At 69.9% G+C, this 23,884-nt stretch carries 28 protein-coding genes; 12 read left to right on the top strand and 16 right to left on the bottom strand.

Annotated features, from left to right (window positions below):
* Positions 1-70 precede the first annotated feature (70 nt).
* Positions 71-667, top strand: a complete 597-nt coding sequence (locus tag ABD705_RS11435) for an SACE_7040 family transcriptional regulator (RefSeq protein WP_344783670.1) — start codon at positions 71-73, stop codon at positions 665-667.
* 15 nt (positions 668-682) lie between these two features.
* Here ABD705_RS11435 and ABD705_RS11430 read toward each other — a convergent pair whose 3' ends face one another.
* From ABD705_RS11430 to pdhA, 4 genes are all read right to left on the bottom strand, one after another.
* On the bottom strand, positions 683-856 hold the full coding sequence (locus tag ABD705_RS11430; RefSeq protein WP_344783668.1) for a PIN domain-containing protein: 174 nt from the start codon (positions 854-856) through the stop codon (positions 683-685).
* 367 nt (positions 857-1,223) lie between these two features.
* Complete coding sequence (locus tag ABD705_RS11425; protein WP_344783666.1) at positions 1,224-2,579, bottom strand: dihydrolipoamide acetyltransferase family protein; 1,356 nt, start codon at positions 2,577-2,579, stop codon at positions 1,224-1,226.
* Positions 2,576-3,586 (bottom strand): alpha-ketoacid dehydrogenase subunit beta, encoded by a 1,011-nt coding sequence (locus ABD705_RS11420; RefSeq protein ID WP_344783664.1) that lies wholly within the window; start codon positions 3,584-3,586, stop codon positions 2,576-2,578. The genes ABD705_RS11425 and ABD705_RS11420 overlap by 4 nt, the downstream gene beginning before the upstream one ends.
* Positions 3,583-4,719, bottom strand: coding sequence for a pyruvate dehydrogenase (acetyl-transferring) E1 component subunit alpha (gene pdhA, locus ABD705_RS11415; protein ID WP_344783662.1), 1,137 nt, complete (start codon positions 4,717-4,719; stop codon positions 3,583-3,585). The genes ABD705_RS11420 and pdhA overlap by 4 nt, the downstream gene beginning before the upstream one ends.
* A 163-nt stretch (positions 4,720-4,882) precedes the next feature.
* Between pdhA and ABD705_RS11410 the strand changes: the two genes are divergently transcribed.
* The gene (locus ABD705_RS11410) at positions 4,883-5,356 is read left to right on the top strand and encodes an Lrp/AsnC family transcriptional regulator (RefSeq protein WP_344783660.1); all 474 of its coding nucleotides are present in this window, start codon (positions 4,883-4,885) and stop codon (positions 5,354-5,356) included.
* On the opposite strand, the gene ABD705_RS11405 is transcribed toward ABD705_RS11410, so the two are convergent.
* Positions 5,328-6,215 carry an alpha/beta fold hydrolase gene (locus tag ABD705_RS11405; protein ID WP_344783658.1) on the bottom strand — a complete coding sequence of 296 codons (888 nt, stop codon included), beginning with the start codon at positions 6,213-6,215 and terminating at the stop codon, positions 5,328-5,330. The two genes, ABD705_RS11410 and ABD705_RS11405, sit on opposite strands and share 29 nt — an antisense overlap.
* Positions 6,216-6,276: 61 nt before the next feature.
* Between ABD705_RS11405 and ABD705_RS11400 the strand changes: the two genes are divergently transcribed.
* Positions 6,277-6,993, top strand: a complete 717-nt coding sequence (locus ABD705_RS11400; protein WP_344783656.1) for an exonuclease domain-containing protein — start codon at positions 6,277-6,279, stop codon at positions 6,991-6,993.
* Positions 6,994-7,060: 67 nt separating this feature from the next.
* Here ABD705_RS11400 and ABD705_RS11395 read toward each other — a convergent pair whose 3' ends face one another.
* The 3 genes from ABD705_RS11395 to glgA all read right to left on the bottom strand — a co-directional run bounded on the left by ABD705_RS11395 (position 7,061) and on the right by glgA (position 9,405).
* The gene (locus tag ABD705_RS11395; RefSeq protein ID WP_344783654.1) at positions 7,061-7,315 is read right to left on the bottom strand and encodes a type B 50S ribosomal protein L31; all 255 of its coding nucleotides are present in this window, start codon (positions 7,313-7,315) and stop codon (positions 7,061-7,063) included.
* Between the two features lie 62 nt (positions 7,316-7,377).
* Positions 7,378-8,181 carry an ABC transporter ATP-binding protein gene (locus ABD705_RS11390; RefSeq protein ID WP_344783652.1) on the bottom strand — a complete coding sequence of 268 codons (804 nt, stop codon included), beginning with the start codon at positions 8,179-8,181 and terminating at the stop codon, positions 7,378-7,380.
* 9 nt (positions 8,182-8,190) lie between these two features.
* Positions 8,191-9,405: a glycogen synthase gene (gene glgA / locus ABD705_RS11385; RefSeq protein ID WP_344783650.1), complete on the bottom strand. Its 1,215-nt coding sequence runs from the start codon at positions 9,403-9,405 to the stop codon at positions 8,191-8,193.
* Between the two features lie 46 nt (positions 9,406-9,451).
* On the opposite strand from glgA, the gene ABD705_RS11380 reads away from it, so the two are divergent.
* A complete protein-coding gene (locus tag ABD705_RS11380; protein WP_344783648.1) occupies positions 9,452-10,696 on the top strand; it encodes a glucose-1-phosphate adenylyltransferase in 1,245 nt (414 codons plus the stop codon).
* A 20-nt stretch (positions 10,697-10,716) separates the two neighbouring features.
* The gene (gene serB / locus ABD705_RS11375) at positions 10,717-11,352 is read left to right on the top strand and encodes a phosphoserine phosphatase SerB (RefSeq protein WP_344783646.1); all 636 of its coding nucleotides are present in this window, start codon (positions 10,717-10,719) and stop codon (positions 11,350-11,352) included.
* Between the two features lie 58 nt (positions 11,353-11,410).
* Here the strand turns inward: serB and fabG are convergent, their stop codons facing one another.
* Entirely contained in the window at positions 11,411-12,121 is a 711-nt protein-coding gene (gene fabG / locus ABD705_RS11370; protein ID WP_344783644.1) for a 3-oxoacyl-ACP reductase FabG, read from the bottom strand.
* A gap of 116 nt (positions 12,122-12,237) precedes the next feature.
* On the opposite strand from fabG, the gene ABD705_RS11365 reads away from it, so the two are divergent.
* The 3 genes from ABD705_RS11365 to ABD705_RS11355 are packed head-to-tail and all read left to right on the top strand — an operon-like array spanning position 12,238 to position 13,801.
* Positions 12,238-12,642 (top strand): DUF3099 domain-containing protein, encoded by a 405-nt coding sequence (locus ABD705_RS11365; protein WP_344783642.1) that lies wholly within the window; start codon positions 12,238-12,240, stop codon positions 12,640-12,642.
* The gene (locus tag ABD705_RS11360; protein WP_344783640.1) at positions 12,639-12,893 is read left to right on the top strand and encodes a hypothetical protein; all 255 of its coding nucleotides are present in this window, start codon (positions 12,639-12,641) and stop codon (positions 12,891-12,893) included. Before ABD705_RS11365 ends, ABD705_RS11360 begins: the two co-directional genes overlap by 4 nt.
* Positions 12,890-13,801: an SURF1 family cytochrome oxidase biogenesis protein gene (locus ABD705_RS11355; RefSeq protein WP_344783639.1), complete on the top strand. Its 912-nt coding sequence runs from the start codon at positions 12,890-12,892 to the stop codon at positions 13,799-13,801. Before ABD705_RS11360 ends, ABD705_RS11355 begins: the two co-directional genes overlap by 4 nt.
* Before the next feature lie 27 nt (positions 13,802-13,828).
* On the opposite strand, the gene abc-f is transcribed toward ABD705_RS11355, so the two are convergent.
* Entirely contained in the window at positions 13,829-15,427 is a 1,599-nt protein-coding gene (abc-f, locus tag ABD705_RS11350; RefSeq protein ID WP_344783637.1) for a ribosomal protection-like ABC-F family protein, read from the bottom strand.
* Positions 15,428-15,616: 189 nt separating this feature from the next.
* On the opposite strand from abc-f, the gene ABD705_RS11345 reads away from it, so the two are divergent.
* From ABD705_RS11345 to ABD705_RS11330, 4 genes are read left to right on the top strand one after another with little or no spacing between them, the layout of a single operon-like run.
* Positions 15,617-16,252, top strand: coding sequence for a biotin transporter BioY (locus ABD705_RS11345; protein WP_344783635.1), 636 nt, complete (start codon positions 15,617-15,619; stop codon positions 16,250-16,252).
* Positions 16,253-16,299: 47 nt separating this feature from the next.
* A complete protein-coding gene (locus ABD705_RS11340; protein WP_344783633.1) occupies positions 16,300-16,611 on the top strand; it encodes an iron chelate uptake ABC transporter family permease subunit in 312 nt (103 codons plus the stop codon).
* Positions 16,608-17,447: an ABC transporter ATP-binding protein gene (locus tag ABD705_RS11335; protein WP_344783631.1), complete on the top strand. Its 840-nt coding sequence runs from the start codon at positions 16,608-16,610 to the stop codon at positions 17,445-17,447. The genes ABD705_RS11340 and ABD705_RS11335 overlap by 4 nt, the downstream gene beginning before the upstream one ends.
* Positions 17,437-18,336 carry a siderophore-interacting protein gene (locus ABD705_RS11330; protein ID WP_344783630.1) on the top strand — a complete coding sequence of 300 codons (900 nt, stop codon included), beginning with the start codon at positions 17,437-17,439 and terminating at the stop codon, positions 18,334-18,336. Before ABD705_RS11335 ends, ABD705_RS11330 begins: the two co-directional genes overlap by 11 nt.
* A gap of 19 nt (positions 18,337-18,355) precedes the next feature.
* Here the strand turns inward: ABD705_RS11330 and ABD705_RS11325 are convergent, their stop codons facing one another.
* The 6 genes from ABD705_RS11325 to sufB are packed head-to-tail and all read right to left on the bottom strand — an operon-like array spanning position 18,356 to position 23,659.
* Positions 18,356-19,516, bottom strand: a complete 1,161-nt coding sequence (locus ABD705_RS11325; RefSeq protein WP_344783628.1) for a MalY/PatB family protein — start codon at positions 19,514-19,516, stop codon at positions 18,356-18,358.
* 53 nt (positions 19,517-19,569) lie between these two features.
* The gene (locus ABD705_RS11320) at positions 19,570-19,899 is read right to left on the bottom strand and encodes a metal-sulfur cluster assembly factor (protein WP_344783626.1); all 330 of its coding nucleotides are present in this window, start codon (positions 19,897-19,899) and stop codon (positions 19,570-19,572) included.
* A 9-nt stretch (positions 19,900-19,908) separates the two neighbouring features.
* Positions 19,909-20,691 (bottom strand): Fe-S cluster assembly ATPase SufC, encoded by a 783-nt coding sequence (gene sufC, locus ABD705_RS11315; RefSeq protein WP_344783624.1) that lies wholly within the window; start codon positions 20,689-20,691, stop codon positions 19,909-19,911.
* A gap of 2 nt (positions 20,692-20,693) precedes the next feature.
* Positions 20,694-21,020, bottom strand: coding sequence for a non-heme iron oxygenase ferredoxin subunit (locus ABD705_RS11310; RefSeq protein WP_344783622.1), 327 nt, complete (start codon positions 21,018-21,020; stop codon positions 20,694-20,696).
* Positions 21,017-22,240, bottom strand: coding sequence for a Fe-S cluster assembly protein SufD (gene sufD / locus ABD705_RS11305; protein WP_344783620.1), 1,224 nt, complete (start codon positions 22,238-22,240; stop codon positions 21,017-21,019). Before sufD ends, ABD705_RS11310 begins: the two co-directional genes overlap by 4 nt.
* Positions 22,241-23,659, bottom strand: a complete 1,419-nt coding sequence (gene sufB / locus ABD705_RS11300; RefSeq protein ID WP_344783618.1) for a Fe-S cluster assembly protein SufB — start codon at positions 23,657-23,659, stop codon at positions 22,241-22,243.
* Positions 23,660-23,884 lie beyond the last annotated feature (225 nt).

The following is a 23,884-nucleotide window of genomic DNA, read 5'->3' as shown; positions in this document are numbered from 1 at the left end:
ATCTCCATCGACTGCCGAGTGATGTTAGTGTTCACTAACTGAGATACTATGTTAGCGAGGATTAACCGAAATGGCAACGGCGACCACCGATCGGGCACGCGCCAAGTCCCGCCGCCGGGATGACCTGGTCGCGGCGGCGGCGGCGCTGTTCGCCGAGCGCGGTTTCGCCGGGGTCACCCTGGAGGAGATCGGCGCCGCGGTGGGAGTGAGCGGCCCGGCGGTGTACCGGCATTTCGCCAGCAAGCAGGCGCTGCTCGGCGCGATCCTGGTCGGCGTCAGCGAACGGCTGCGCGACGGCGGGCGCGCAGTGACGGCCGACGCCGCCGATCCGCTGCACACCCTGGACGGCCTGATCCGCTTCCACGTCGCGTTCGCGCTGACCGATGCCGACGTCATCCGGGTGCAGGATCGCGATCTCGCGTCGCTCGCCGACGACGACAGGCACCAGGTGCGGCGCCTGCAGCGCGAGTACGTGGAGCTCTGGGTCGGCGTGCTGCGCACCATCCACCCGGCCCGCGCCGATGCCGAGCTGCGCGTGCGCGCACACGCCGTGTTCGGGCTGATCAACTCGACACCGCACAGCGTGCGCGGATTGCGTGCGGCCCCGCCGGAGGCCTCGGTGCGCCAGATCCTCGAGCAGCAGGCGCGCGCGGCGCTGACCGCCTGACCGAAGCGGCCCCGGTTACGGGTTCTGCATCAGGATGGCGGTGGTGATCGCGATCGCCGGCAGCAGGATCGCCGGGACGAAGAAGATCAGCAGCGCCTGCCAGAGGTGGTCACGGTGATCCGAGCCGTTGGCCCAGTCCGTGCCGTAGGTGCGGACGCCTCCGCGGCGCCGTTTCGTCTCGGTTGCCATGACCTGCTCCCCCTCTGATCGCACCCGCTCGCATCACGACCCCTCGCGGGGCCGAAGCGGGTCACGGTGCCGTACCGTCGAGTGGCTCACTTCGAGCATATGGGCGTTCGGCGCCGGCGTGGCCGATTGCACGGCGTGCGGGCCTCCCTGTCGGGCTCCGGCCGGATTCCTGCCGGTCCCTGTGTGCAGAACTCCTCCAGATCGCACTGCACGGCGCTCGCGACGCCCGTGTCGGGCGCGCGGCGCCGGTTTCGAAGGAGTTCTGCACGGCGTGCGGCCCAGCCAGGCAGGCGAACCCGACCCAGCCGCGCCGGCGGCAGCCCGCTCAGCGGCGCACGGCCCCACCCGCGTGCCGGCGCACGGCGGGTCAGCGCATCAGCATCGCCCGGCCGGGCTCGGCGAGGATGCTCGCCACGTCCACCAGGAACCGCGACCCCTCGGCGCCGTCGACCAGACGGTGGTCGAACGACAGGCTCAGCGTCATGACATCGCGCAGTGCGATCTGCCCATCGTGCTCCCACGGCCGGCGCGCGACCGAGCCCAGGCCCAGGATGCCGGCCTCGCCGGGGTTGAGGATGGGCGTGCCCGCCTCGACCCCGAACACGCCGAAGTTGGTGATCGAGAAGGTGCCGCCGGTCATCGCGGCCGGCGGCGTCTTGCCCGACCGCGCCGTCAGAGCGAGCTCGCTGATCCGATCGGCCAGCTCGGGCAGCGCCATCGCATCGGCGTCATCGATCACCGGCACGATCAGCCCGCGGTCGGTCGCGGCGGCGATGCCCAGGTTGACGTAGTGGTACTCGACGATCTCGTCGGCTTCGGCATCCCACCGCGCGTTCAGGCTGGGGTTGCGCCCGAGCGCCAGGCACACGGCCTTCGCGGCGACCGCCATGACGCCGATGCGGTGGTCGGCCAGCGACCGGTCCGCCTTCAGCGATGCGACCAGCCGCATCGTCTCGGTGACGTCGACGGTGTGGAACGTCGTCACGTGCGGCGCGGTGAACGCGCTCTTGACCATCGCGGCGGCGGTGAACTTGCGCACGCCGCGGATCGGGATGCGGCGCACCCGCGCGTCGTCGTCGGTGCGGCGGGCCGGGGCGGCTGCCGCGGCCGCGGCCGGAACGGCACCGACCCGGTCGGCATACATCTGCACGTCGTCGCGGGTGATCAGTCCGTTCTCGCCGGATGCCGGCACCAGCGCCAGATCGACGCCGAGGTCCTTCGCGAGCTTGCGCACCGGCGGCGTCGAGCGCGGGCGCTCGCGCACCCGCTCCGGCGGCGGCTCGACGATCGCGTCGTGCGGGGCGGCCTCCAGCACCGCGGTGTCGGCGGCGGCACGCGCATCGCCGGAGCGCGCGGCCCGGGCCCGGCGCGCCGGGCGTGCGCCCTTGCGCGGTGCGGCGCCGTAGCCGACGAGGTTCGGGGTGGCCTTCTCCTCTTCGGGCTCGGCGGTCGCGGCGACCGGCTCGGTCGCCGGTGCCGGGGCACCTGCGACGTCGAACGAGATCAGCACTTCGCCGACCTCGACGGTGTCTCCGGCGGCGTGGTGCAGCGTGCTGACGGTGCCGGCGAACGGCGAGGGCAGCTCGATGACCGCTTTGGCGGTCTCGACCTCGGCGATGTTCTGGTTCAGTTCCACGGCGTCGCCCTCGGCGACCAGCCACTGCACGAGCTCGGCTTCGAGAAGTCCCTCGCCGAGCTGCGGAAGGACGAAGTCGGTACTCACAGCTCCACCCCCGTCATGCTGTTGGGACGGTCCAGCACGCGGTCCACCGCGTCCAGGATCCGGTCCAGGTCGGGCAGGTGGTGCTGCTCGAGCTTGGCGGGCGGGTACGGGATGTCCCAGCCGGTGACGCGCACCGGGGCGGACTCCAGATAGTTGAAGCAGCGCTCGGTGACGCTGGCAACCAGTTCGGCGCCGACCCCCGCCTCGCGCGCGGCTTCGTGGGTGACCACGACGCGGCCGGTCTTGCGCACCGATGCGGTCACGGTGCGGTAGTCCACCGGTGAGATCGAACGCAGATCGATGACCTCGATCGACACTCCATCGTCCTCGGCGGCGGTCGCGGCATCCAGTGCCGTCGTCACCTGGGCGCCGTAGGTCAGCAGCGTGACATCGGTGCCGGGCCGCGCGATGCGGGCCAGGCCCATCGGCGCGGCGTCGTCCAGATCGATGTCGAGGTTCACCTCGCCCTTGGCGTGATAGAGGCGCTTGGGCTCGAAGTAGACCACTGGGTCGTCGCAGGCGATCGCCTGGCGCAGCATCGTGTAGGCGTCCTGCGGATTCGAGACGGCCACCACGCGCAGCCCGGCGGTGTGCACGAAGTACGCCTCGGGCGATTCGGAGTGGTGCTCGGCGGCTCCCACTCCGCCAGCCCACGGGATGCGGATCGTGATCGGCATCTGCACGGTGCCGCCCGAGCGGTAGTGCAGCTTGGCGACCTGCGAGACGATCTGGTCGAACGCCGGGTAGACGAATCCGTCGAACTGGATCTCGACCACCGGCCGGTAGCCCCGGTAGGCCAGGCCCACCGCGGTGCCCATGATGCCGGACTCGGCCAGCGGCGTGTCGACCACGCGCATGGCTCCGAAGGTGTCGAGCAGTCCGTCCGTAATCCGGAACACACCGCCCAGCTTGCCGATGTCCTCGCCCATGACGAGCACCTTGTCGTCGTCGGCCATCGCGCGATGCAGGCCCGCATTGATGGCCTTGCCCATCGTCAGCGTGGTCATCGCGACACCTCCCGCTCGGACTCGGCGAAGCCGTCCAGATAGGCGGTGAACCAGGTGCGCTCCTCGTCGATGCCGGCGTGCGGCTCGGCGTACACGTTGTCGAGGATCGTCACCGGGGGCGCCGAGGTCATCCCCAGGCACGTGCTGCGCACGTCCGCGGCGATCTTGTCGGCAGCGGCGGCCACATCGGCGGCGAACTCGTCATCGAACGCACCCTGGCTGCGCAGGTACGCCTCGACCCGGGTGAGCGGGTCGCGGGCGCGCCAGCGCTCGAGCTCGTCCTTGTCGCGGTAGCGCGTGGGGTCGTCGCTGGTGGTGTGCGGGCCCATCCGGTAGGTCACGGCCTCGATGAAGGCCGGGCCCCGACCGGTGCGGGCGTGGTCGATGGCCCACCGCATCGCAGCGGTCACGGCCAGCACGTCGTTGCCGTCCACACGCATGCTCGGGATGCCGAAGCCCGGCGCGCGACGGGCGATCGGCACCTGCGCCTGCAGGCCGACCGGCTCGCTGATCGCGTACTGGTTGTTGGAGCAGACGAAGACCACCGGCGCCCCGTACGAGGCGGCGAAGACCATCGCCTCGTTGACGTCGCCCTGGCTGGTGGCGCCGTCGCCGAACCAGGTCGCCACGACCTGATCGCCGCCGTCGCGCTGGATGCCCATCCCATAGCCGACCGCGTGCAGCGTCTGCGCGCCGATGATGATCTGCGGGATGGCGGCGCCGATCTCGTGCGGATCGTAGCTGGAGTGCGCCTCGCCGCGCCAGGCGCGCACGTAGCCTGCGGGGCCGGCCCCACGGGCATAGGTCACGCCGGTCTCGCGGTAGCTGGGGAAGGCGAAGTCGTCCACGCGCAGCGCACGGGCGGTGCCGATCTGGGTGGCCTCCTGCCCTTGGCACGGAGCCCACAGGCCCAGCTGGCCCTGTCGCTGCAGCGCCATGCCCTCCGCGTCGATGCGACGCAGCAGCGCCATGTCGCGATACAGATCGCGCAGCATGTGCGTGTCGACGTCGGCGACCCAGGGGTCCAGGTCGTGGTCGGCGATTCGCTCGCCGTCGGCGGTCAACAGGCGTGCGACGTCATCGACGTCGGTGTTGAGGTCGGCGACCGGAGTCGGGGTGTACATCATCGTCATACCTCCTTCTCGCGGGTCCCTCGTGAGGCGCACCGCGTGACGGCCGGCGACATCGCCGGATACTCTGAGAGTACGTCGGCCGCGCACCTAGCTCAAGCATCTCGATAACGATTGAGCATGTTGCGCAGAATTGCGCCTGTCTTGCGTGCTAGTGTTTCGCACTATGGCCCACCTGGACAGCGTCGATCTGGAGCTGCTGGCCACCCTCGCGCGCGAACCGCGCGCGACCGTGGTCGCTCTCGCCGACAAGCTCGGTCTGAGCCGGAACACCGTGCAGGCGCGGATGGCCCGGCTGGAGCGCTCCGGCGCCTTCCTCTCCTACGAGCGGGCGATCTCGGTCAGCGCCCTCGGCTTCCCGATCGAGGCGTTCATCAGCGTCACGGTGCGCCAGGCCGACCTGCCGTACATCACGGCCGAGCTGCACCGCATCCCCGAGGTGCTGCAGGCGCACGGCCTCAGCGGCCAGATCGATCTGCTGGTGCAGGTGGCGTGCCGAGACACCCAGCACCTGTTCGACACGGACGCCCGCATCCTGGCGATCGACGGCGTGGAGCGCACCGAGACCTCGCTGGTGATGGGCGAGGTCATCGACTACCGAGTGCGTCCGCTCATGGAGCTGTCGCGAGAAAGCGAGTGATCGCCCGGGCGGCCTGATCCGGCGTCTCATAGTGGATCAGGTGCCCGACCCCGGCGATCACGACCAGCTGCGCGTCGGGGAAGCGCTCAGCCAGTTCGCGCTGCCTGGCCAGCGGCGTGATGTCATCGCGATCGGCCGCGATCAGCAGCGTCGGCTGCGCGATGGCGGCGGCCGACTCGCGCACGTCGTGTGCCACGCTCGTGACGAACGCGTCGCGCAGCACGTCGCGATCGGCGAACCGGGAGAAGTAGGTGTCGTGCTGGTCGTGCACGAAGCGCCGGATGGCCCGGTCGTGCGACTTGACCATCGCGATGCTCATGACCCGCACGATCACGCGATTGCGCAGCAGCGCCTCGCCCAGCCGGGCCGGCAGCTTCGCGCCCAGCCAGTAGTAGAAGACCGCCAGGCGGGTCAGGATGCCGCGCGGACCCTGCAGCGCGGGGGCGCCGATCGGGTTGACCAGGATCAGCCGGGGCGTGGGCAGCGCGCCGGCGACCGCGGCGGCCGCGACGATCGAGCCGAAGCTGTGGCCGAGGATGACCGCGCCCGGCGCCACGGCGCCGGCGAAGGCCGTCAGCCAGTCGACGTACGCCGCCAGGTCGTGCCGTCGTGCCGGCAGCGGCGGCGTCTGCCCGAACCCGGGCAGGTCGGGCGAGATGATGCGCACATCCGGCAGATGCGCGACGACGGGCTCGAGGCCGTGGTGCTCGCCGCGGAAGCCGTGCACTGCGATGATCGTCACCGGCGCGTCCGCCGGGCCGTAGGTCCAATACGCCGTACTGCCGCCGAGCACCCGCACCTCGCCGCGCACGGGCGCCATCAGCGCGAACCGGGTCGCATAGGGGTTGGGGGCAGGCACTCATCGAGTCTACGGACCCGCCTGCCCGGTCGTGTCCGAGGTATCGCATACCGTGGGTGGCATGGACGAGCTGGAGTTGTTCGACACCCCGGAGTGGTCGCGCCGGATCGGCGTGTTCGATCTCGAGACGACGGGTGTGGACGTCGCCTGGGACCGCATCGTGACGGCGCACGTGGGTGTGCTGGACGCGACCGGCGCCGTGCTGCGTGCGGACAGCTGGCTGGCCGACCCCGACGTGCCGATCCCCGATGCCGCGACCGCCGTGCACGGCGTGACCACGGCGTTCGCCCGCGCGCACGGGCGTCCGGCGGCGGAAGTGATCGGCGAGGTGGTCGCCGCGCTGCGCGCGCTGCTGGATGCCGGCATCCCGGTCGTGGCCTACAACGCGTCCTATGACTTCTCGCTGCTGGGCAATGAGGCGCGCCGGCACGGCATCGCGCCGATCGCCCGTCCCACCCCGGTGATCGACCCGCTGGTGGTGGACAAGGCGATGGACCGGTACCGGCGCGGCAAGCGCACTCTCACCGCGGTCGCCGAGCATTACGCCGTGCCGCTGACCGACGCACACGAGGCGGCGGCCGACGCCGTCGCCGCCGGCCGCGTGGCGCTCGCGCTGGCCGAGCGGTTCGCGGCGCGGCTGCCGGCGTCGGCCGCCGCACTGCACACCCAGCAGATCGGCTGGGCCCGCGATCAGGCCGAGAGCCTGACGGCCTACTTCGTGAAGATCGGCCGGATCGACCCGGCGCAGCAGCTCGACGGCAGCTGGCCGATCCGCTGAGCGACCGCCGCGGCGGGGGCGCCAACGACAACGGCCCCGCCGAAGCGGGGCCGTCGCACAGCGGTTGCTACTTCGCGCCGCCGAAGTGCTTGAAGCGCTGGTTGAACTTCTCGACCCGGCCGGCCGAGTCCATGATGCGCTGCTTGCCGGTGTAGAACGGGTGCGATGCCGACGAGATCTCGACGTCGATGACGGGGTACTCGACGCCGTCCAGCTCGATGGTCTTGTCGCTGCTCGTGGTCGAACGGGTCAGGAACGTCTCGCCCGAGCCGAGGTCGCGGAACACGACGGCGCGGTATTCGGGGTGAATATCAGTCTTCATGGCTTTTCCTTGCAGGTGCGAAAGCGAAATCTTCGGTGCGCATGCACCAAGGAGTGATTCTATCAGTCTTGCGCGCCGACCCGCGACGCGGCACGGGCCGCGTATCGTCCGTCCGACTCGGTGAGGGCGATCGGCATGTCGAACGTCTCGCTCAGGGCCGCGGCGGTCAGCGTCTCGTGCAGGGGTCCTGCGGCCACGACCGCGCCGCCGCGCAGCAGCAGCACGTGGGTGAATCCGACCGGGATCTCTTCGACGTGATGCGTGACCATGACCATCGCCGGGGTGGTCGGCGCCTGCGCATAGCCGGCCAGCAGCTGCAGCAGCTCCTCGCGGGACCCCAGGTCCAGGCTCGCACTCGGCTCGTCCAGCAGCAGCAGCTCCGGGTCGGTCATCACCGCGCGGGCGATCTGCACGCGCTTCTGCTCGCCCTCGGACAGCGTGCCGAAGGTGCGGTCGGCGAGGCCGTCGAGCTTCCACTCGGCAAGCACGCGCAGCGCGCGGCGCTCGTCGATGTCCTCATACGCCTCGTTCCAGCGGCCCAGCACCGAGTACGCGGCCGTCATCACGACGTTGAGCACGGTCTCCTCGGCCGGCAGGCGCCGCGCCATGGCCGCTGAGGCGAATCCGATCCGCGGACGCAGCTCGAAGACATCCGTCCGGCCCAGCCGCTCATCCAGGATCGTCACCGCGCCGGCGCTCGGATGCAGCAGCGTCGCGGCCAGCTGCAGGATCGTCGTCTTGCCGGCGCCGTTGGCGCCCAGCACCACCCACCGCTGGTCATCGTGCACCGACCAGTCGACGTGATCGACGATGTTCCGGGTGTTTCGACGAACGGAGACGTCGGAGAACTCGAGCACCTGGGGCATGCGTCCAGCCTAACGGCCGGAGCCCGCGACCTCCGCGTACAGCGCCGCCGTCTGCTGCGCGATCGTCCCCCAGCTGAAATCGTGCGCGGCCCGCTCGCGGCCGGCCCGGCCGTACGCAGCGGCCTTCTCGCGGTCGCCGACCACCTCGGCGATGGTCTGTGCCAGATCGTGCACGTACTGGTCCGGATCGTTCGGCGTGCCGGTGCCGTCGGTGGCCTGATCGATCGGCACCAGCCGCCCGGTGACACCGTCGACGACGACCTCGGGGATGCCTCCCGTCGCCGTGCCCACCACGGCGGCGCCGCACGCCATCGCCTCCAGGTTGACGATGCCCAGCGGCTCATAGATCGAGGGGCACACGAACACGTCGGCGGCGGTCAGGACCGTGCACAGCTCGCGGCGGCTGAGCAGCCGGTCGATCCAGACGATCCCGCTGCGCACCTGCTGCAGCTCGTGCACGAGGTCGGTGACCTCACTCATGATCTGCGGCGTGTCGGGTGCGCCGGCGCACAGCACGACCTGCACATCGGCCGGCAGCATCCGCACCGCCCGCAGCAGGTAGGGCAGACCCTTCTGCCGGGTGATCCGTCCGACGAAGGCGACCGTCGGGCGCGCGGCATCCGCCCCCAGCTGCGCCAGCAGCGCGGGGTCGTGCACCGGATGCCACTGGTCGACGTCGATGCCGTTGTAGATCACGCGCACCTTGTGCGGGTCCAGCCCCGGATAGCTGCGCAGGATGTCCGAGCGCATGCCGTCGCTGACCGCGACTATCGCCGCCGCCGCCTCGTAGGCGGTGCGCTCGATGAAGCCGGATACGGCATAGCCGCCGCCCAGCTGCTCGGCCTTCCACGGCCGCAGCGGCTCGAGGCTGTGCGCCGTCACGATGTGCGGGATGCCGTGCAGCAGCGACGCGAGGTGGCCGCCGAAGTTCGCGTACCAGGTATGACTGTGCACGACATCGGCCCCGGCCACGTCGGTCGCGATCTGAAGATCGGTGCCCATGGTCTGGATCGCGCCGTTGGCACCGGCCAGCTCGACCGGCACCGGATATGATGTCGTGCCGGGCTCGTCGCGCGGCGCGCCGAACGCGCGCACCCGCACTTCAAGCGCGTTCGAACCCTGGGCGCGACACGCGCGCAGCGCACGCACGAGCTCGGTGACGTGGACGCCGGCGCCCCCATAGACCTCCGGCGGGTATTCCTTGGTGACGATGTCGACGCGCATGTCACGAACGCTAGTACAACCGCGCGGTGGGGCATAGTGTGGTGCCATGCCAGCGGCACCCAAGGTATTCGGAATCATCCTCGCGGGCGGCGAGGGCAAACGACTGATGCCTCTGACGGCGGACCGGGCCAAGCCTGCGGTGCCGTTCGGCGGCCAGTATCGGCTGATCGATTTCGCGATCTCGAACCTCATCAATTCGGGGCTTCGCCAGGTCGTCGTGCTGACGCAGTACAAATCGCACAGCCTGGACCGGCACATCTCGCAGACGTGGCGGATGTCGGCGCTGCTGAACTCGTACGTGGCGTCGGTGCCCGCCCAGCAGCGGCTGGGCAAGCGCTGGTTCTCGGGTTCGGCCGATGCGATTCTGCAGAGCCTGAACCTGATCACCGACGAACAGCCCGACATCGTCATCGTGATCGGCGCCGACCACGTCTACCGGATGGACTTCCGACAGATGCTCGAGGCGCACATCTCCTCGGGTGCCCGGGCGACGGTCGCCGGCATCCGGCAGCCGCTGGGGCTGGCGGGTCAGTTCGGTGTGATCGATGTCGACCTCGAGCGCGAGGGCCGCATCCGCGAGTTCCTCGAGAAGCCGCAGAATGCGACCGGGCTCGCCGACGCTCCGCACGAGGTGCTCGCATCCATGGGCAACTACATCTTCGACACCGATGCGCTGATCGAGGCGGTGACCGCCGATGGCGAGGTCGCGACGTCCAATCACGACATGGGCGGCGACATCGTGCCGTACTTCGTCGATCGCGGCGAAGCCGGCGTCTATGACATGAAGCTCAACCACGTGCCCGGCTCCACCGATCGCGACCGGTCCTACTGGCGCGACGTGGGCACGATCGACTCGTTCTACGACGCGCACATGGATCTGATCTCGACGCTGCCGATCTTCAACCTGTACAACATGGACTGGCCGATCCATTCGCAGACCGTGAACGCGCCGCCGGCGAAGTTCGTGCGCGACTCGGTGGGCCGGATCGGCAACGCGATCGACTCGATCGTCTCACTCGGCTCGGTGCTGTCGGGCACCCACCTGGAGCGCAGCGTGGTGGGCCCCTGGACCCTGGCCGCCGGCGGCTCGACGATCACCGACGCGGTGCTGCTGGACCATGTGCGGGTGGGCCAGGGCGCGCGCGTGCACCGCGCGATCCTCGACAAGAACGTCGTGCTCGACGACGGCGCGACCGTCGGTGTCGACCGCGAACGCGATCTGGAGCGCGGCTACACCGTCACCGATTCGGGCATCACGATCGTCGGCAAGGGCGTGCACGTCCCGCAGTAGCGCGCCGGTACTGTGGACGGGTGTCCGCGCGCCTGCTCGTCGTCCTCGATGCCGATTCCACACTGATTCGCAACGAGGTGATCGAGCTACTCGCCGACGAGGCCGGGCGCGGCGCCGCCGTCGCTGCGGCGACGGCGTCGGCGATGCGCGGCGAGGTGGACTTCGCCGCCAGCCTGCGCGCGCGCGTCCTGGAGCTGCAGGGTGTGCGCACGGCCGCGTTCGCCCGGGTCCTGGCGCGGATCGAGCCCACGCCGGGCGTGCGCGAGCTGATCGCGGCCGTGCACGAGCGCGGCGGCATCGTCGGGGTCGTCTCGGGCGGGTTCCACGAGATCCTCGACGCCGTGGCCGGCGAGCTCGGGGTGGACGAGTGGCGCGCGAATCGTCTCGAGGTGGCGGCGGACGCGCTGACCGGTCGGGTCGACGGTGAGATCGTGGATGCCGCGGCAAAGGCATCCACGCTCAGAGAATGGGCCGATCGGCACGGCGTGCCGCCCGAGCGCACGATCGCGATCGGCGACGGCGCGAACGACCTTCTGATGATGCAGGCGGCGGCCCTCGGGGTGGCGTTCAATGCCAAGCCCGCCGTGCGGGCGCAGGCCGACCTCGTGATCGGCCTCGTCGACCTCGCGCAGGTCATCCCGCTGCTGCCGCGCTGAGCGCGGTCGCTGCGCTGACGACGATCGCCGCGATCGAGGACTTCCTGGCCGCGTATGGCTAGTGACCCATCCCCAGTCCCCCGTCGACGGGGATGACTGCGCCCGAGATGTAGGCGGCGTCGTCCGAGGCCAGCCACGCGACCACGCCGGCGACCTCGTCGGCGGATGCGTAGCGACCCGCGGGAATGGCCTTCTTGTACTCGGCCTTCTTCTCTTCCGGCAGCTCGGCGGTCATCTCGGTCTCGATGAACCCGGGGGCCACGACGTTGGCGGTGATGCCGCGGGAGCCGAGCTCGCGGGTCAGCGACCGCGCGAAGCCGACCAGGCCCGCCTTCGAGCTCGAGTAGTTGATCTGGCCGCCCGAGCCGTACAGCCCCACTACGGACGAGATCAGGATGACCCGGCCCCACCGGGCCTTCAGCATCCCCTTCGCGGCGCGTTTGACGACGCGGAAGGTGCCGCCCAGGTTCGTGTCCACGACGCTGTCGAAATCCTCGTCGCTCATCCGCAGCAGCAGCGTGTCCTTGGTGATGCCCGCGTTGGCCACGACGATGCCCACCGGGCCCAGCGCGTTCTCGACCTCGGTGTATGCGGCATCCACGGCTGCCGAGTCGGTGACGTCCGCACGCACCGTCACAGTGCCTTCCGGCCCCTGCCCCGAGCGGGCCGTCACCGCGACGGGATAACCGGCGACGACGAAGCGCTCCGCGATGGCGCGGCCGATGCCGCGGTTGCCGCCGGTGACCAGGACGACGGGGGTGTGGTTCATGTTGGCTCCGGCGGTTCGGGGGCGGCTCGCGGGTGGATTTTCCCGCACCAGCCTACCGGCCACCGCCCGGCGCACGCGGCGTAGTCTGGAAGCATCGTGAAGAGTCTGGAAGCATCGTGAAGACCTCAGCTGAGCACCAGTCCGCCACTTCGCTGCCGCGCGCGCCGCGCGACGACGTGAGCTCGCGATCCACGCGCTATCTGATCATGATGGGCGTGCGCGTGCTGTGCTTCCTGCTCATGGTGTTCGTCCAGCCCTTCGGCTGGTACACCTGGATCTTCGGCGTCGGCGCGATCTTCCTGCCCTACATCGCCGTCGTGCTGGCCAACGCCGGCGGCGAGTCCAACACCGTGGGCGTCGTGCCGCCCGAGCGCGCCCTCGAGGCGCCGCACGCCGCTGCCGCCCCGGGGCGCCCCGAGGGCGGACACGAGGTGATCCGGGTCGCTGAGACGCACACCGCCGCAGCCGGCGGCGCGCGGGCCGCATCGAGTCGTCCGGGAATGCCGGACGACGGTAAATGAGTCTGCCGTTCTCCTCGCCGGACGCGGCCGAGGAGCCGATCTGCTCCCGCGCGGGCTGCCGGGAGCCGGCCACGATGCAGGTGGTGTGGCGCAATCCCCGCATCCACTCAGCCGACCGACGTAAGATCTGGCTGGCATGCGATGACCATGTCGGGTTCCTGCGCGAGTATCTCGCTTCGCGCGCGTTCCCGGTGGCCGTCGAACCGTTCCTGCCGCCCCCGGCAGCCGTCCCGACCGAGGAGCCCGAGTGAGCCGACGACAGTCTGCCCCGGCGGCGATGCGCTGGACGGCATACATCGGCGTGGCGATCGTGTTCGCCATCGCGTGCGCCTTCCTGTCGAACTGGCAGTTGACCAAGAACGAGCAGCGCAGTGCCCAGCTCGAGCTGATCTCGCAGAACTACGACGCCGACCCGGTGCCGCTGGACCAGCTGCTCGCGCCGGGTGCCACACTGCCCGCCGCCGACCAGTGGCGGCAGGCGACGATGACGGGCCGCTACCTGACCGACCACCAGCTGCTGGTGCGCAATCGGGTGCACGGCGGCACCGCGGCCTACGAGATCATCCTGCCGTTCCAGCTCCAGGACGGCCGTGTCTTCCTCGTCGACCGCGGCTGGGAGCTGCCCGGCAACCGGCAGCCCACGCCCGACCACATTCCGGCCGCGCCCACCGGCGAGGTGACCGTCGTCGCCCGGCTGATGCCGGGCGAGCCGCTGCCCTCGTCGGGTGCCGGCGCACCGCCCGGCCAGGTGCCGTCGGTGAACCTGCCCCTGATCGCCCAGACACTCGGTGCCGCCGGTGCCGGCCTGGACCCTGGTGCGTACGGTGAGGTCATCTCGGAGAGCCCCGCACCGGCATCCATGCCGCAGGCGTTCGAGCCCCCGTCGAGCGACCCTGGACCGTTCCTGTCCTACGGCATCCAGTGGATCCTGTTCGCCGTGATGGGCTTCATCTTCATCTGGTATGTGATCCGCTCCGAACGGCGCGCGCATCGCGAGGCCGAGGCCGATGCCGCCGCCATCGCGGCCCTCGCCGAGACCGATCCCGAAGCCGCGGCGCTGCTGCGGGCCGAGACGACCGTGCGTCGCGCGCACCAGAAGCTGCGCCGCGACCGCGATTCCGCCGACGAGGACGCGCTGCTGGACCACGCCGGGCACTGACGCGCACCGGGCGACCCCACGGCGCGATCAGGCCAGCGTGACCAGATCGATGTAGTCGCGTCCCCAGATGTCCTCGACGCCGTCGGGGAGGATGAGCACCCGTTCCGGATTCAGCGCCTGCACGGCGCCTTCGTCGTGCGAGACAAGCACGACGGCCCCCTCGTAGTGCGCGAGCGCACCGAGGATCTCTTCGCGCGAGGCGGGGTCGAGATTGTTGGTGGGCTCGTCCAGCAGCAGCACGTTCGCGCTGGAGACGACCAGCGTGGCCAGCGACAGCCGGGTCTTCTCGCCGCCGGAGAGCACCCCGGCCGGCTTGAGCACGTCATCGCCGGTGAACAGGAACGACCCGAGCACCTTGCGCGCCTCGGTCGCGGTGATGTCCGGGGCGGCCGACATCATGTTCTCCAGCACGCTGCGGCTCACGTCGAGGTTCTCGTGCTCCTGCGCGTAGTAGCCGATCCGCAGGCCGTGGCCGGGCTCGATCTGCCCGGTGTCGGGCTGATCGACGCTGGCAAGGATCCGCAGCAGCGTCGTCTTGCCCGCGCCGTTCAGGCCCAGCACGACGACCTTCGACCCGCGGTCGATGGCCAGATCCACGTCGGTGAAGATCTCCAGCGACCCGTACGACTTCGACAGCCCGGACGCCATCAGCGGCGTCTTGCCGCACGCGGCGGGCTTGGGGAAGCGCAGCTTGGCGACCCGGTCGACCTGGCGCACCTCGTCCAGCCCGGCGAGCAGCTTGTCGGCCCGCGCCATCATCTGGTGCGCCGCGGCGGCCTTGGTCGCCTTCGCACCGAAGCGGGCGGCCTGCAGCTGGAGGGCGGTGGCCTTCTTCTCGGCCCCGGCGCGCTCCTTCTTGCGGCGCTCCTCGTCGGCGACCCGCTGCCGCTGGTAGTTCTTCCAGTTCATGTTGTAGATGTCGATCACCTGGCGGTTCGCGTCCAGGTAGAACACCCGGTTGACCGTCTCGCCGACCAGCTCGACGTCGTGGCTGATCACGATCAGACCGCCGCGGTAGCTCCTCAGGAACTCGCGCAGCCACACCACGCTGTCTGCATCCAGGTGGTTGGTCGGCTCGTCCAGGATCATCGTCTCGGCGTCCGAGAACAGAATGCGCGCCAGTTCGATGCGGCGGCGCTGGCCGCCGGAGAGAGTGCGCAGCGGCTGGTCGAGGATCCGATCCGGCAGCGACAGATTGTGCGCGATCGAGGCGGCCTCCGCCTCGGCGGAATAGCCGCCGAGCGTCTCGAACCGCTCGGTGAGGTTCGCGTACCGGCGCATCGCGCGGGCCGCGACATCCGCGTCCGTCGCGCCCATCTGCTCGGATGCCTCACGCATGCCAATCGCCAAGGAGCCGAGCCCGCGGGCGTCCAGGATGCGGGTGCGGGCGAGCATGTCGGGGTCGCCGGTGCGCGGATCCTGCGGCAGATAGCCGAGTTCGCCCGATCGGTCCACCGACCCGTCGGCGGAGAGCAGGTCGCCGGCGAGCACCTTGGTCAACGTCGTCTTGCCGGCGCCGTTGCGCCCGACCAGTCCGATCTTGTCGCCGGCGCCGACGCGGAACGAGACTCCGGACATGAGTATGCGCGCTCCCACGCGGATCTCCAGGTCGTGCACGGCAAGCACAGCAAACGTCCATTCACAGGGGGTGGAAAAGATGACGGCCGGATCGGCCAGCCCCTCAGTATACGGACCCGACCTGTCCGGCCGCTGATCGTTGTGGGGTCTGCACACCGGACCGGCCCGGGCGCCCCCCTATGCTGGAGATCGGATGCCGGATCGCGCAGAGCCGGCACGCACTGCCGAAGGAGACTCATGTCCTCGATCGCCGCAACCGGACGCCGTCGTGTTCTGGCCGATGCCATCTCGCGCCCTGCCGCCCCGGCACGGGCCTTCGCCGTCGATGCCGGCCTCGTCGTCATCGGCGCCGCGCTGGTCGCGGTGCTCGCCCAGGTGCAGATCCCGATGTGGCCGGTTCCGATCACAGGGCAGACGCTGGGCGTCATCGTCGTCGGAGCGGCCCTCGGCTCGCGGCGCGGTGCGGCGGCGCTGACGACCTACCTGCTGGCGGGCCTGGCAGGTCTGCCGGTGTTCGCCGGCTTCGTCGGGACGATCGCCGCCGTGGCCATGCCGAGCTTCGGCTTCATCCTCGGGTTCATCCCCGCCGCGTTCGTCGCCGGCTGGTTCGCCGAGCGGGCCTGGGACCGCAGGCCGGTGCTGGCCTTCCTCGGCTTCGCCGCCGCGAGCGTCGTTCCGTTCCTGGTCGGCGTGCCCTACCTGGCGATGATCCTGAACGGCTTCCTGGGGATGCACCTGGGCGCCGCACAGATCCTCGCGCTGGGGGTCACCCCGTTCATCGTCGGCGGCTTCGTGAAGGCGGCCATCGCCGCCGCCGCGATCCCGCTGGCCTGGCGCGGCGTGCACGCTCTGGATGCACGCAAGAACGGCTGAGCGGGAGTACCCGCAGCAGGGCCCCGATCCTCGGATCGGGGCCCTGCTTGTGGCTCGCCGGAAGCCTCAACGGCGCGGCGCGGCCCGCGATCGCACCACTGGCCATCACCTGCGCACTGCTGCTGCCGGTGCTGGTGATCCACGCCGGCGGCCTGAGCACGCTGCGTCTGGGCGATGATTCCGCCGCCGGCCTCGGCGTGCGCGTGCAGCGCACCCGCATCAGCGTGCTGATCGCCGACCTGATCGGGCAGTTCGCGTTCGACAGCCGCTACCCGGTGGGCGTGGTCACCGGGGCGATCGGCGCGCCCTTCCTCGTGTTCCTGCTGATCAGGATGAACCGCTCCGGAGGATCCCTATGACCCGCGCACATAGTCTGCATGCGGCATCCGTCACGCTCGCGTATCGGGAGCACACCGTCGTGGCGGACCTGGACCTGCAGGTGCCGCCCGGACGGATCACCGCGATCGTCGGCGCGAACGGATGCGGCAAGTCGACGCTGCTGCGAGCCCTGGCGCGGCTGATCGCCCCGCGTCGAGGCCAGGTGCTGCTGGACGGCCATGCCCTGCGCACCCAGCCGACGAAGCAGATCGCCCGCACCCTCGGCCTGCTGCCGCAGGGCCCGGTCGCTCCCGAGGGCATCGCCGTCGCGGACCTGGTCGGCCGCGGCCGCCAGCCGCACCAGAAGCTGCTGGGGCGCTGGAGCCCGCATGACGACGAGGTCGTCGCACGGTCGCTGGAGGCGGCCGGCGTCGCCGATCTGGCCGACCGCAGCGTCGACGAACTCTCCGGAGGGCAGCGTCAACGGGTCTGGATCGCGATGGCACTGGCGCAGCAGACCGACATCCTGCTGCTGGACGAGCCGACCACCTTCCTGGATGTGGCCAATCAGGTCGAGGTGCTCGATCTGCTCACGGATCTGAACCGCGATCACGGCACCACGATCGTGATGGTGCTGCATGACATGAACCTGGCCGCCCGGTACGCCGATTACCTGTTCGCGCTGCGCGACGGGAAGATCGTGGCTGCCGGGCCGCCGCACGAGGTCATGACCCGCGAGCTCATCCACACCGTCTTCGACCTCGATGCGCTGGTCGTGGACGACCCCGTCTCCGGCTCCCCCATCGTCCTCCCCCGAGGACGCCACCACGTGCGCACCACCGGGATGACCCCCTCTGCAGGCCCAGATGCCCGTTGACACGATGCGATTCTTCCCTGTTCGGGTGCGGGCCATCAGCGACCTCACGCCGAGCCTGCGGCGATTCATGTTCACCGGCGATGACCTCGGCGAATACGGCGATACCGGGTTCGATCAACGAGTGAAGGTCGTCTTCCCGACCCCGACGGCGGGGCTGTCGGCGATGCCGCAGGGCGACGACTGGTACCCGAGGTGGCGCGAGCTGGGCCAGACCGAACGTCCGCCGTTCCGCACCTACACGACCCGGGCCGTCCGTCACGACGTGCGCGAGGTCGACATCGACATGGTCGCGCACGATGTGCGGGGACCGGCATCGGCATGGATCGCCGCTGCCGCCATCGGCGACGAGGTGCTGATCCTGGCCCCCACCACCGCACACACCGGAGTCAGCTACGGCATCGACTTCGTCCCGCCCGCGCACACCGAGAACATCCTGCTGGCCGGCGACGAGACCGCCGCACCGGCGATCGCCGTGATCCTCGAGCAGCTGCCGCCGGCGGCGCGCGGCGTCGTCGTGCTCGAGGTGCCGCAGGCGGCGGACGCAGACTACCTGCCGCACCACCCGGGCTTCGCATATCGGATCGCCGCGCGCAGCGGCGACCGGCACGCGCACCTGGTGACGGCGGTGGCCGATGTCGTCGCCGACCTGGTCCCGGCGGGGCGCGGCGGGCAGGTCGAAGAGATCGACATCGATGCCGACACCCTCTGGGAGGTGCCGCGCACGGCCAAGGGCGGTGCCGCGCTGAAGAGCGCACCGCTGTATGCGTGGCTGGCCGGTGAGGCCGGCGCCATCAAACAGCTGCGGCGCGACCTGGTCGGCGGGCATGGCGTGGACCGGCGCGCGATCGCGTTCATGGGCTACTGGCGGCTCGGCAAGGCCGAGGTCTAGCATCCGCGGCGCCCACCGATCACGCCGGGATCAGCGCGCCGATGCGCTGCACGGCCTCGCGCAGCAGCTCCGGCGAGCAGCCGAAATTGATCCGCACGTGCCCCTTGCCGGGCGCGCCGAAGTGCGGCCCGAAGTTCAGTGCGACGGATGCCTCGCGCAGGATCTTGCCGGCCGGATTGTCGCCCCAGCCGAGGGCCGACAGGTCTACCCACGCCAGGTATCCGGCATCCGGCATCCGGTAGCGCGCACCCGGCACGTGCTCGGCCAGCAGCTCGGCCAGCAGCCGGCGGTTCGCGTCGAGGGCGGCCAGCAGGCTGTTCAGCCATGGATCGCTGGCGGCGTCGAACGCGGCAACGGCCGCCATCGCGCCGAACAGGCCGGTGCGCCACTCCACCTCATCGTCCAGCGCATCGACCACCCGAGCGGTCTCGGCCGACGCGGTGATCATCAGCGCGCACTTCAGGCCGGCCAGGTTGAACGCCTTGCTCGCGCTGGTGACGGCGAAGCCCACCTGGGCGGCGGTCTCGGACGCCGCCAGGAACGGCGTGAACTGCGCCCCGGCGTGGGTCATCGGCGCGTGGATCTCGTCGCTGATCACCCGGGCGTCATGCCGCCCCGCGATCTCGGCGAGCGCGGCCAGCGCCGCCGCGGTGTGCACGGTGCCGGTGGGGTTGTGCGGGTTGCACAGCAGCAGGGCCCGGGCGCCGGCGGCGAAGGCCGCCTCGATGCCGGCCAGGTCCAGCTGCCAGCCGTCGGCGGTCGCGCTCAGCGGCACCCGCTCGACGACTCCGCCGGCCTCGGCCACGCAGTCGTAGAAGGGCGGATACACCGGCGGTGTGACGATCACCCGGTCGCCGGGTGCGATCACGCTGCGCAGGATCTCGACGACGCCCATCATCACGTCGCACGTGGTGCGCACGCGGGCGGGGTCCACGCGCCAGCCGAACCGGCGCTGCGCGAACGCCGCATAGGCGTCGCGCACGCCCGGCTCCGGCGGGGTGTACCCGGTGTCGCCGAGTGCCACCGCGCGCGCCAGCCGCTGGCTGATGGCAGGGGCGAGCGGAAAGTCCGTCTCGGCGACGAACAGCGGCAGGATGTCGGCGGGGTATTTGCGCCACTTCGTGCTCGAGCGCTGGCGCAGCTGGTCGATCGGCAGGGCTTGCAACGGGGTGGCGCTCACTCCTCGAGCCTACCGACCCGACGGTCCGGCGCCTCGCCCGCCGTCACCTGAGGTCAGATGGCGAAGCCGAGCGCGCGCATCATGTCGCGCCCGTCGTCGGTGATCTTCTCCGGGCCCCACGGCGGCATCCAGACCCAGTTGATCCGGAACCGCTCGACGACTTCATCCAGCGCCTGTGCGGTCTCTTCCTCGATCACGTCGGTGAGCGGGCAGCCGGCACTGGTGAGCGTCATGTGGATGACGAGAGCATCGTTTTCGTCATCCCATGCGAGATCGTAGATCAGGCCGAGGTCTACGACGTTGATCCCCAGTTCGGGGTCCATGACGTCCTTGAGCGCCTCGGTGACCTCGTCGAACTTTTCGGGAGTCAGAGTTGCGGTCATGGTGCGAGTCTACGCGTCGATCTCGACGGAGGGCTCGGGCTCACCGTCGAGGTAGCGGTCGTACCCCTCCTCTTCGAGACGCTCGGCCAGTTCCGGGCCGCCTTCTTCGGCGACGCGGCCCTTGACGAGCACGTGCACGAAGTCGGGGCGGATGTAGCGCAGGATGCGCGTGTAGTGCGTGATCAGCAGCACGCCGAGGTTGGTGGCGGCCTTGGCTCGGTTGACCCCTTCGGAGACGATCTTCAGCGCGTCCACGTCCAGGCCCGAGTCGGTCTCATCCAGAATCGCGATGCTGGGCTTGAGCACCTCGAGCTGCAGGATCTCGTGGCGCTTCTTCTCGCCGCCGGAGAACCCTTCGTTCACGTTGCGCTGGGCGAACTTGGGATCCATCCGCAGGTTCTTCATCGCCTGCTTGACGTCCTTCATCCAGGTGCGCACGGCGGGTGCCTCGCCGTCGATGGCGGTCTTGGCTGTGCGCAGGAAGTTCGTCACGGTGACGCCGGGGATCTCCACCGGGTACTGCATCGCCAGGAACAGACCCGCGCGGGCGCGGGCATCCACCGTCATCGCGAGGACGTCTTCCCCGTCGAGGGTGATGGCACCGCCGGTGACGGTGTACTTCGGGTGCCCGGCGATGGTGTACGCCAGGGTCGATTTGCCCGAGCCGTTGGGCCCCATGATGGCGTGGGTCTCGCCGGTGCGGATGGTGAGGGTGACGCCGTTGAGGATGGGGGTGGACCCCGCATCCGTCTCGACACTCACATGCAGGTCGCGGATTTCAAGGACTGACATCTTCAGAATTCCTTCGTAACGGTCGGATCGATGAGCACATCGTCGCCCTCGATCTGGACGACATAGACGGGTACCGGCTCGTAGGCGGGCAGATTCAGGGCCGCACCGGTGCGCAGCGAGAAGCGGGAGCCGTGCGCCCAGCATTCCAGCGTGTCGTCCTCGACGAACCCTTCGGACAGGGAGATGGCGCCGTGCGTGCAGGTGTCGCCGATGGCGTGCACCTCACCGGCCGAGTCGAGCACCACTGCGATGGGCACGTCGCCGATGACGACGCGCCGTGCGGTGTCCTGCTCCAGTTCGCTCAGTGCGCACACGCGCGTCGCGCTCACGCGGACACCTCCGCGTCCTGCAGCGCTGCACCCGCCGCGAGCTCGCGCTCGATGCCCGCGATCAGCTCCTTCTCCAGGGCGGGGATGCCGATGCGCTGCGCGATCTCGCTGAGGAAGCCCAGCACGACCAGCCGGCGCGCTTCGCGCTCGGGGATGCCGCGGGCCTGCAGGTAGAACAGCTGCTCATCGTCGAAGCGCCCTGTGGCGCTGGCGTGGCCGGCACCGCGGATCTCGCCGGTCTCGATCTCGAGGTTCGGGATCGAGTCGGCCTGGGCGCCCTCGGTGAGCACCAGGTTGCGGTTGGCCTCGTACGAGTCGGTGCCGATCGCGTCCCGGCCGATCAGCACGTCGCCGATCCATACGGTGTGCGCCGACCTGCCCTGCAGCGCGCTCTTGTACAGCACGTCGGCGCTGGTCTCGGGCCCCTCGTGGAAGATGTACACCTGGCTCTCCAGATGCTGATCGGCGTCGCAGAAGCTGATGCCGTAGATCTCGGCGCGCGAGCCCTTGCCGGACAAGCGCACGTTGGGGTTGACCCGCACGACGCGGCCGCCGAAGCTGACCACGAAGTGCCGCAGGGTGGCGTCGCGCGCGACGGTGGCCTGGTGCGCGGCCAAGTGCACCGCGTCGGGCTGCCATTCCTGGACGGTCACGACCTGCAGGTGCGCGCCGTCGCCGACGATGATCTCGACGTTCTCGGCGAGCGAGGCCGAGCCGGTGTGGCGCAGCAGCACGGTGCCGTGCGCGTTCGGGCGCGCCTCGATCACAAGGTGTTCGTGCGCCACGCCGCCGCGGCCGTCCACCGTCACCAGGATCGGCTCGGCCAGCTCGCCGTCGACGACGATGTGCCGGGCCTCGGTCGCCTGCACCCACGCGATCGCGGCGGGGAGGTCTTCGGGAACGAACGCGTCCCCGCGCGGGGACTGGCCGATCGCCAGCGGCGCGGCCGTGGCGCCGCTGATCTGCACGCTGACCGCGCCTGAGTCGCCGGCTGCGGCATCCAGCAGCGCGCCGATCCGGTTCATCGGCGTGTGCTTCCAGTTGACCTCACGGCCGGTCGGCGTGCCGAAGAAGGCCGGGTCGTAGGAGTGGGGTCGCTCGGACCGGGTCTGCACCGGCGTCTGGTAGGCCAGCAGCTTCGCCGCGGGGTCCACGTGCGCGTGGCTGTTCTCCGCCTGCGCGGCCGGGGCCTGCGCAGACGCTGTCGATAGGGCCGCCATCTAGCCGACCGATCCTTCCATGCCCATCTCGATGAGCTTGTTCAGTTCCAGTGCGTATTCCATCGGCAGCTCGCGGGCGATCGGCTCGATGAAGCCGCGCACGATCATGGCCATCGCCTCGTCCTCGGGTACGCCACGGGACTGCAGGTAGAACAGCTGCTCGGCGCTGACCCGCGACACGGTCGCCTCGTGGCCGAGTTCGACGTCGTCGACGCGGATGTCGATGGACGGGTAGGTGTCCGACCGCGACATCTTGTCGACCAGCAGCGCGTCGCAGCGCACCGTGTTGGCGGAGTGGTGCGCATTGGGCTCGACCCGCACCTCGCCGCGGTAGCCGGAGCGGCCACCGCCGCGGGCGATCGACTTCGAGACGATCGAGGACTGCGTGTACGGCGCGAGGTGGACCATCTTCGCACCGGCGTCCTGGTGCTGTCCGGGGCCGGCGAAGGCCACCGACAGCGTCTCGCCCTTGGCGTGCTCGCCGGCCAGGTAGATCGACGGGTACTTCATCGTCACCTTCGAGCCGATGTTGCCGTCGACCCATTCCATCGTGGCGCCCTCGTGGGCGATGGCTCGCTTGGTGACGAGGTTGTAGACGTTGCTCGACCAGTTCTGGATCGTCGTGTAGCGCACGCGGGCGTTCTTCTTCACGACGATCTCGACCACGGCCGAGTGCAGCGAATCGGACTTGTACACGGGGGCGGTGCAGCCCTCGATGTAGTGCACGTAGGAGTCCTCGTCGGCGATGATCAGCGTCCGCTCGAACTGGCCCATGTTCTCGGTGTTGATCCGGAAGTAGGCCTGCAGCGGTATCTCCACATGCACGCCGGGCGGCACGTAGACGAACGAGCCGCCGGACCACACCGCGGTGTTCAGCGCCGCGAACTTGTTGTCGCCGGCGGGGATGATCGTGCCGAAGTACTCCTCGAAGAACTCCGGGTGCTCGCGCAGCCCCGTGTCGGTGTCGGTGAAGATCACGCCCTGACTGGTGAGGTCGTCGCGGATCTGCCGGTAGACGACCTCGGACTCGTACTGGGCGGTGACGCCGGCCACCAGGCGCTGACGCTCGGCCTCCGGGATGCCCAGGCGCTCGTAGGTGTTGCGGATGTCTTCGGGCAGGTCTTCCCAGGTCTCGGCCTGACCCTCGGTCGACCGGACGAAGTACTTGATCTCGTCGAAGTTGATCTCGGACAGGTCGGCGCCCCAGGTCGGCATCGGCTTGCGCTGGAACAGCGTCAGGCCTTTCAGCCGGTTCTTCAGCATCCACTCAGGTTCGTCCTTGAGGTGGGAGATGCCGCGCACGACCGACTCGCTCAGACCGCGTTCCGCGATCGCGCCGGCGGCGTCGGCATCATGCCAGCCAAATTCGTATACCCCGAGACCATCGAGTTCCGGACGTTCGATCAGCACATCGGACATGACGTCACACACTCTCCTCTTTGGACCGCAACGGTGTCATCCGTCCCGGCTTCCCGGTCCTCCACGGGAGTGCTGGAGGGAAGAAGCCGCTTTCCGGGCCCGCTCTCTGGCGCGTCTGGCACGCCTAGACTGTCAGGGATGCGACCAAAGCTCGCGCCGCATCCAACCCCTCGATTCTATAGGTTCCACCCGCCCGGTGGGTCGGAGCCTCGCCCGCCGGTACGG

The organism is Microbacterium kribbense, from assembly GCF_039537285.1.
In the GTDB taxonomy this organism is placed as follows: Bacteria; Actinomycetota; Actinomycetes; order Actinomycetales; family Microbacteriaceae; genus Microbacterium; species Microbacterium kribbense.
This window is presented reverse-complemented; position numbering and strand designations above follow the sequence as displayed.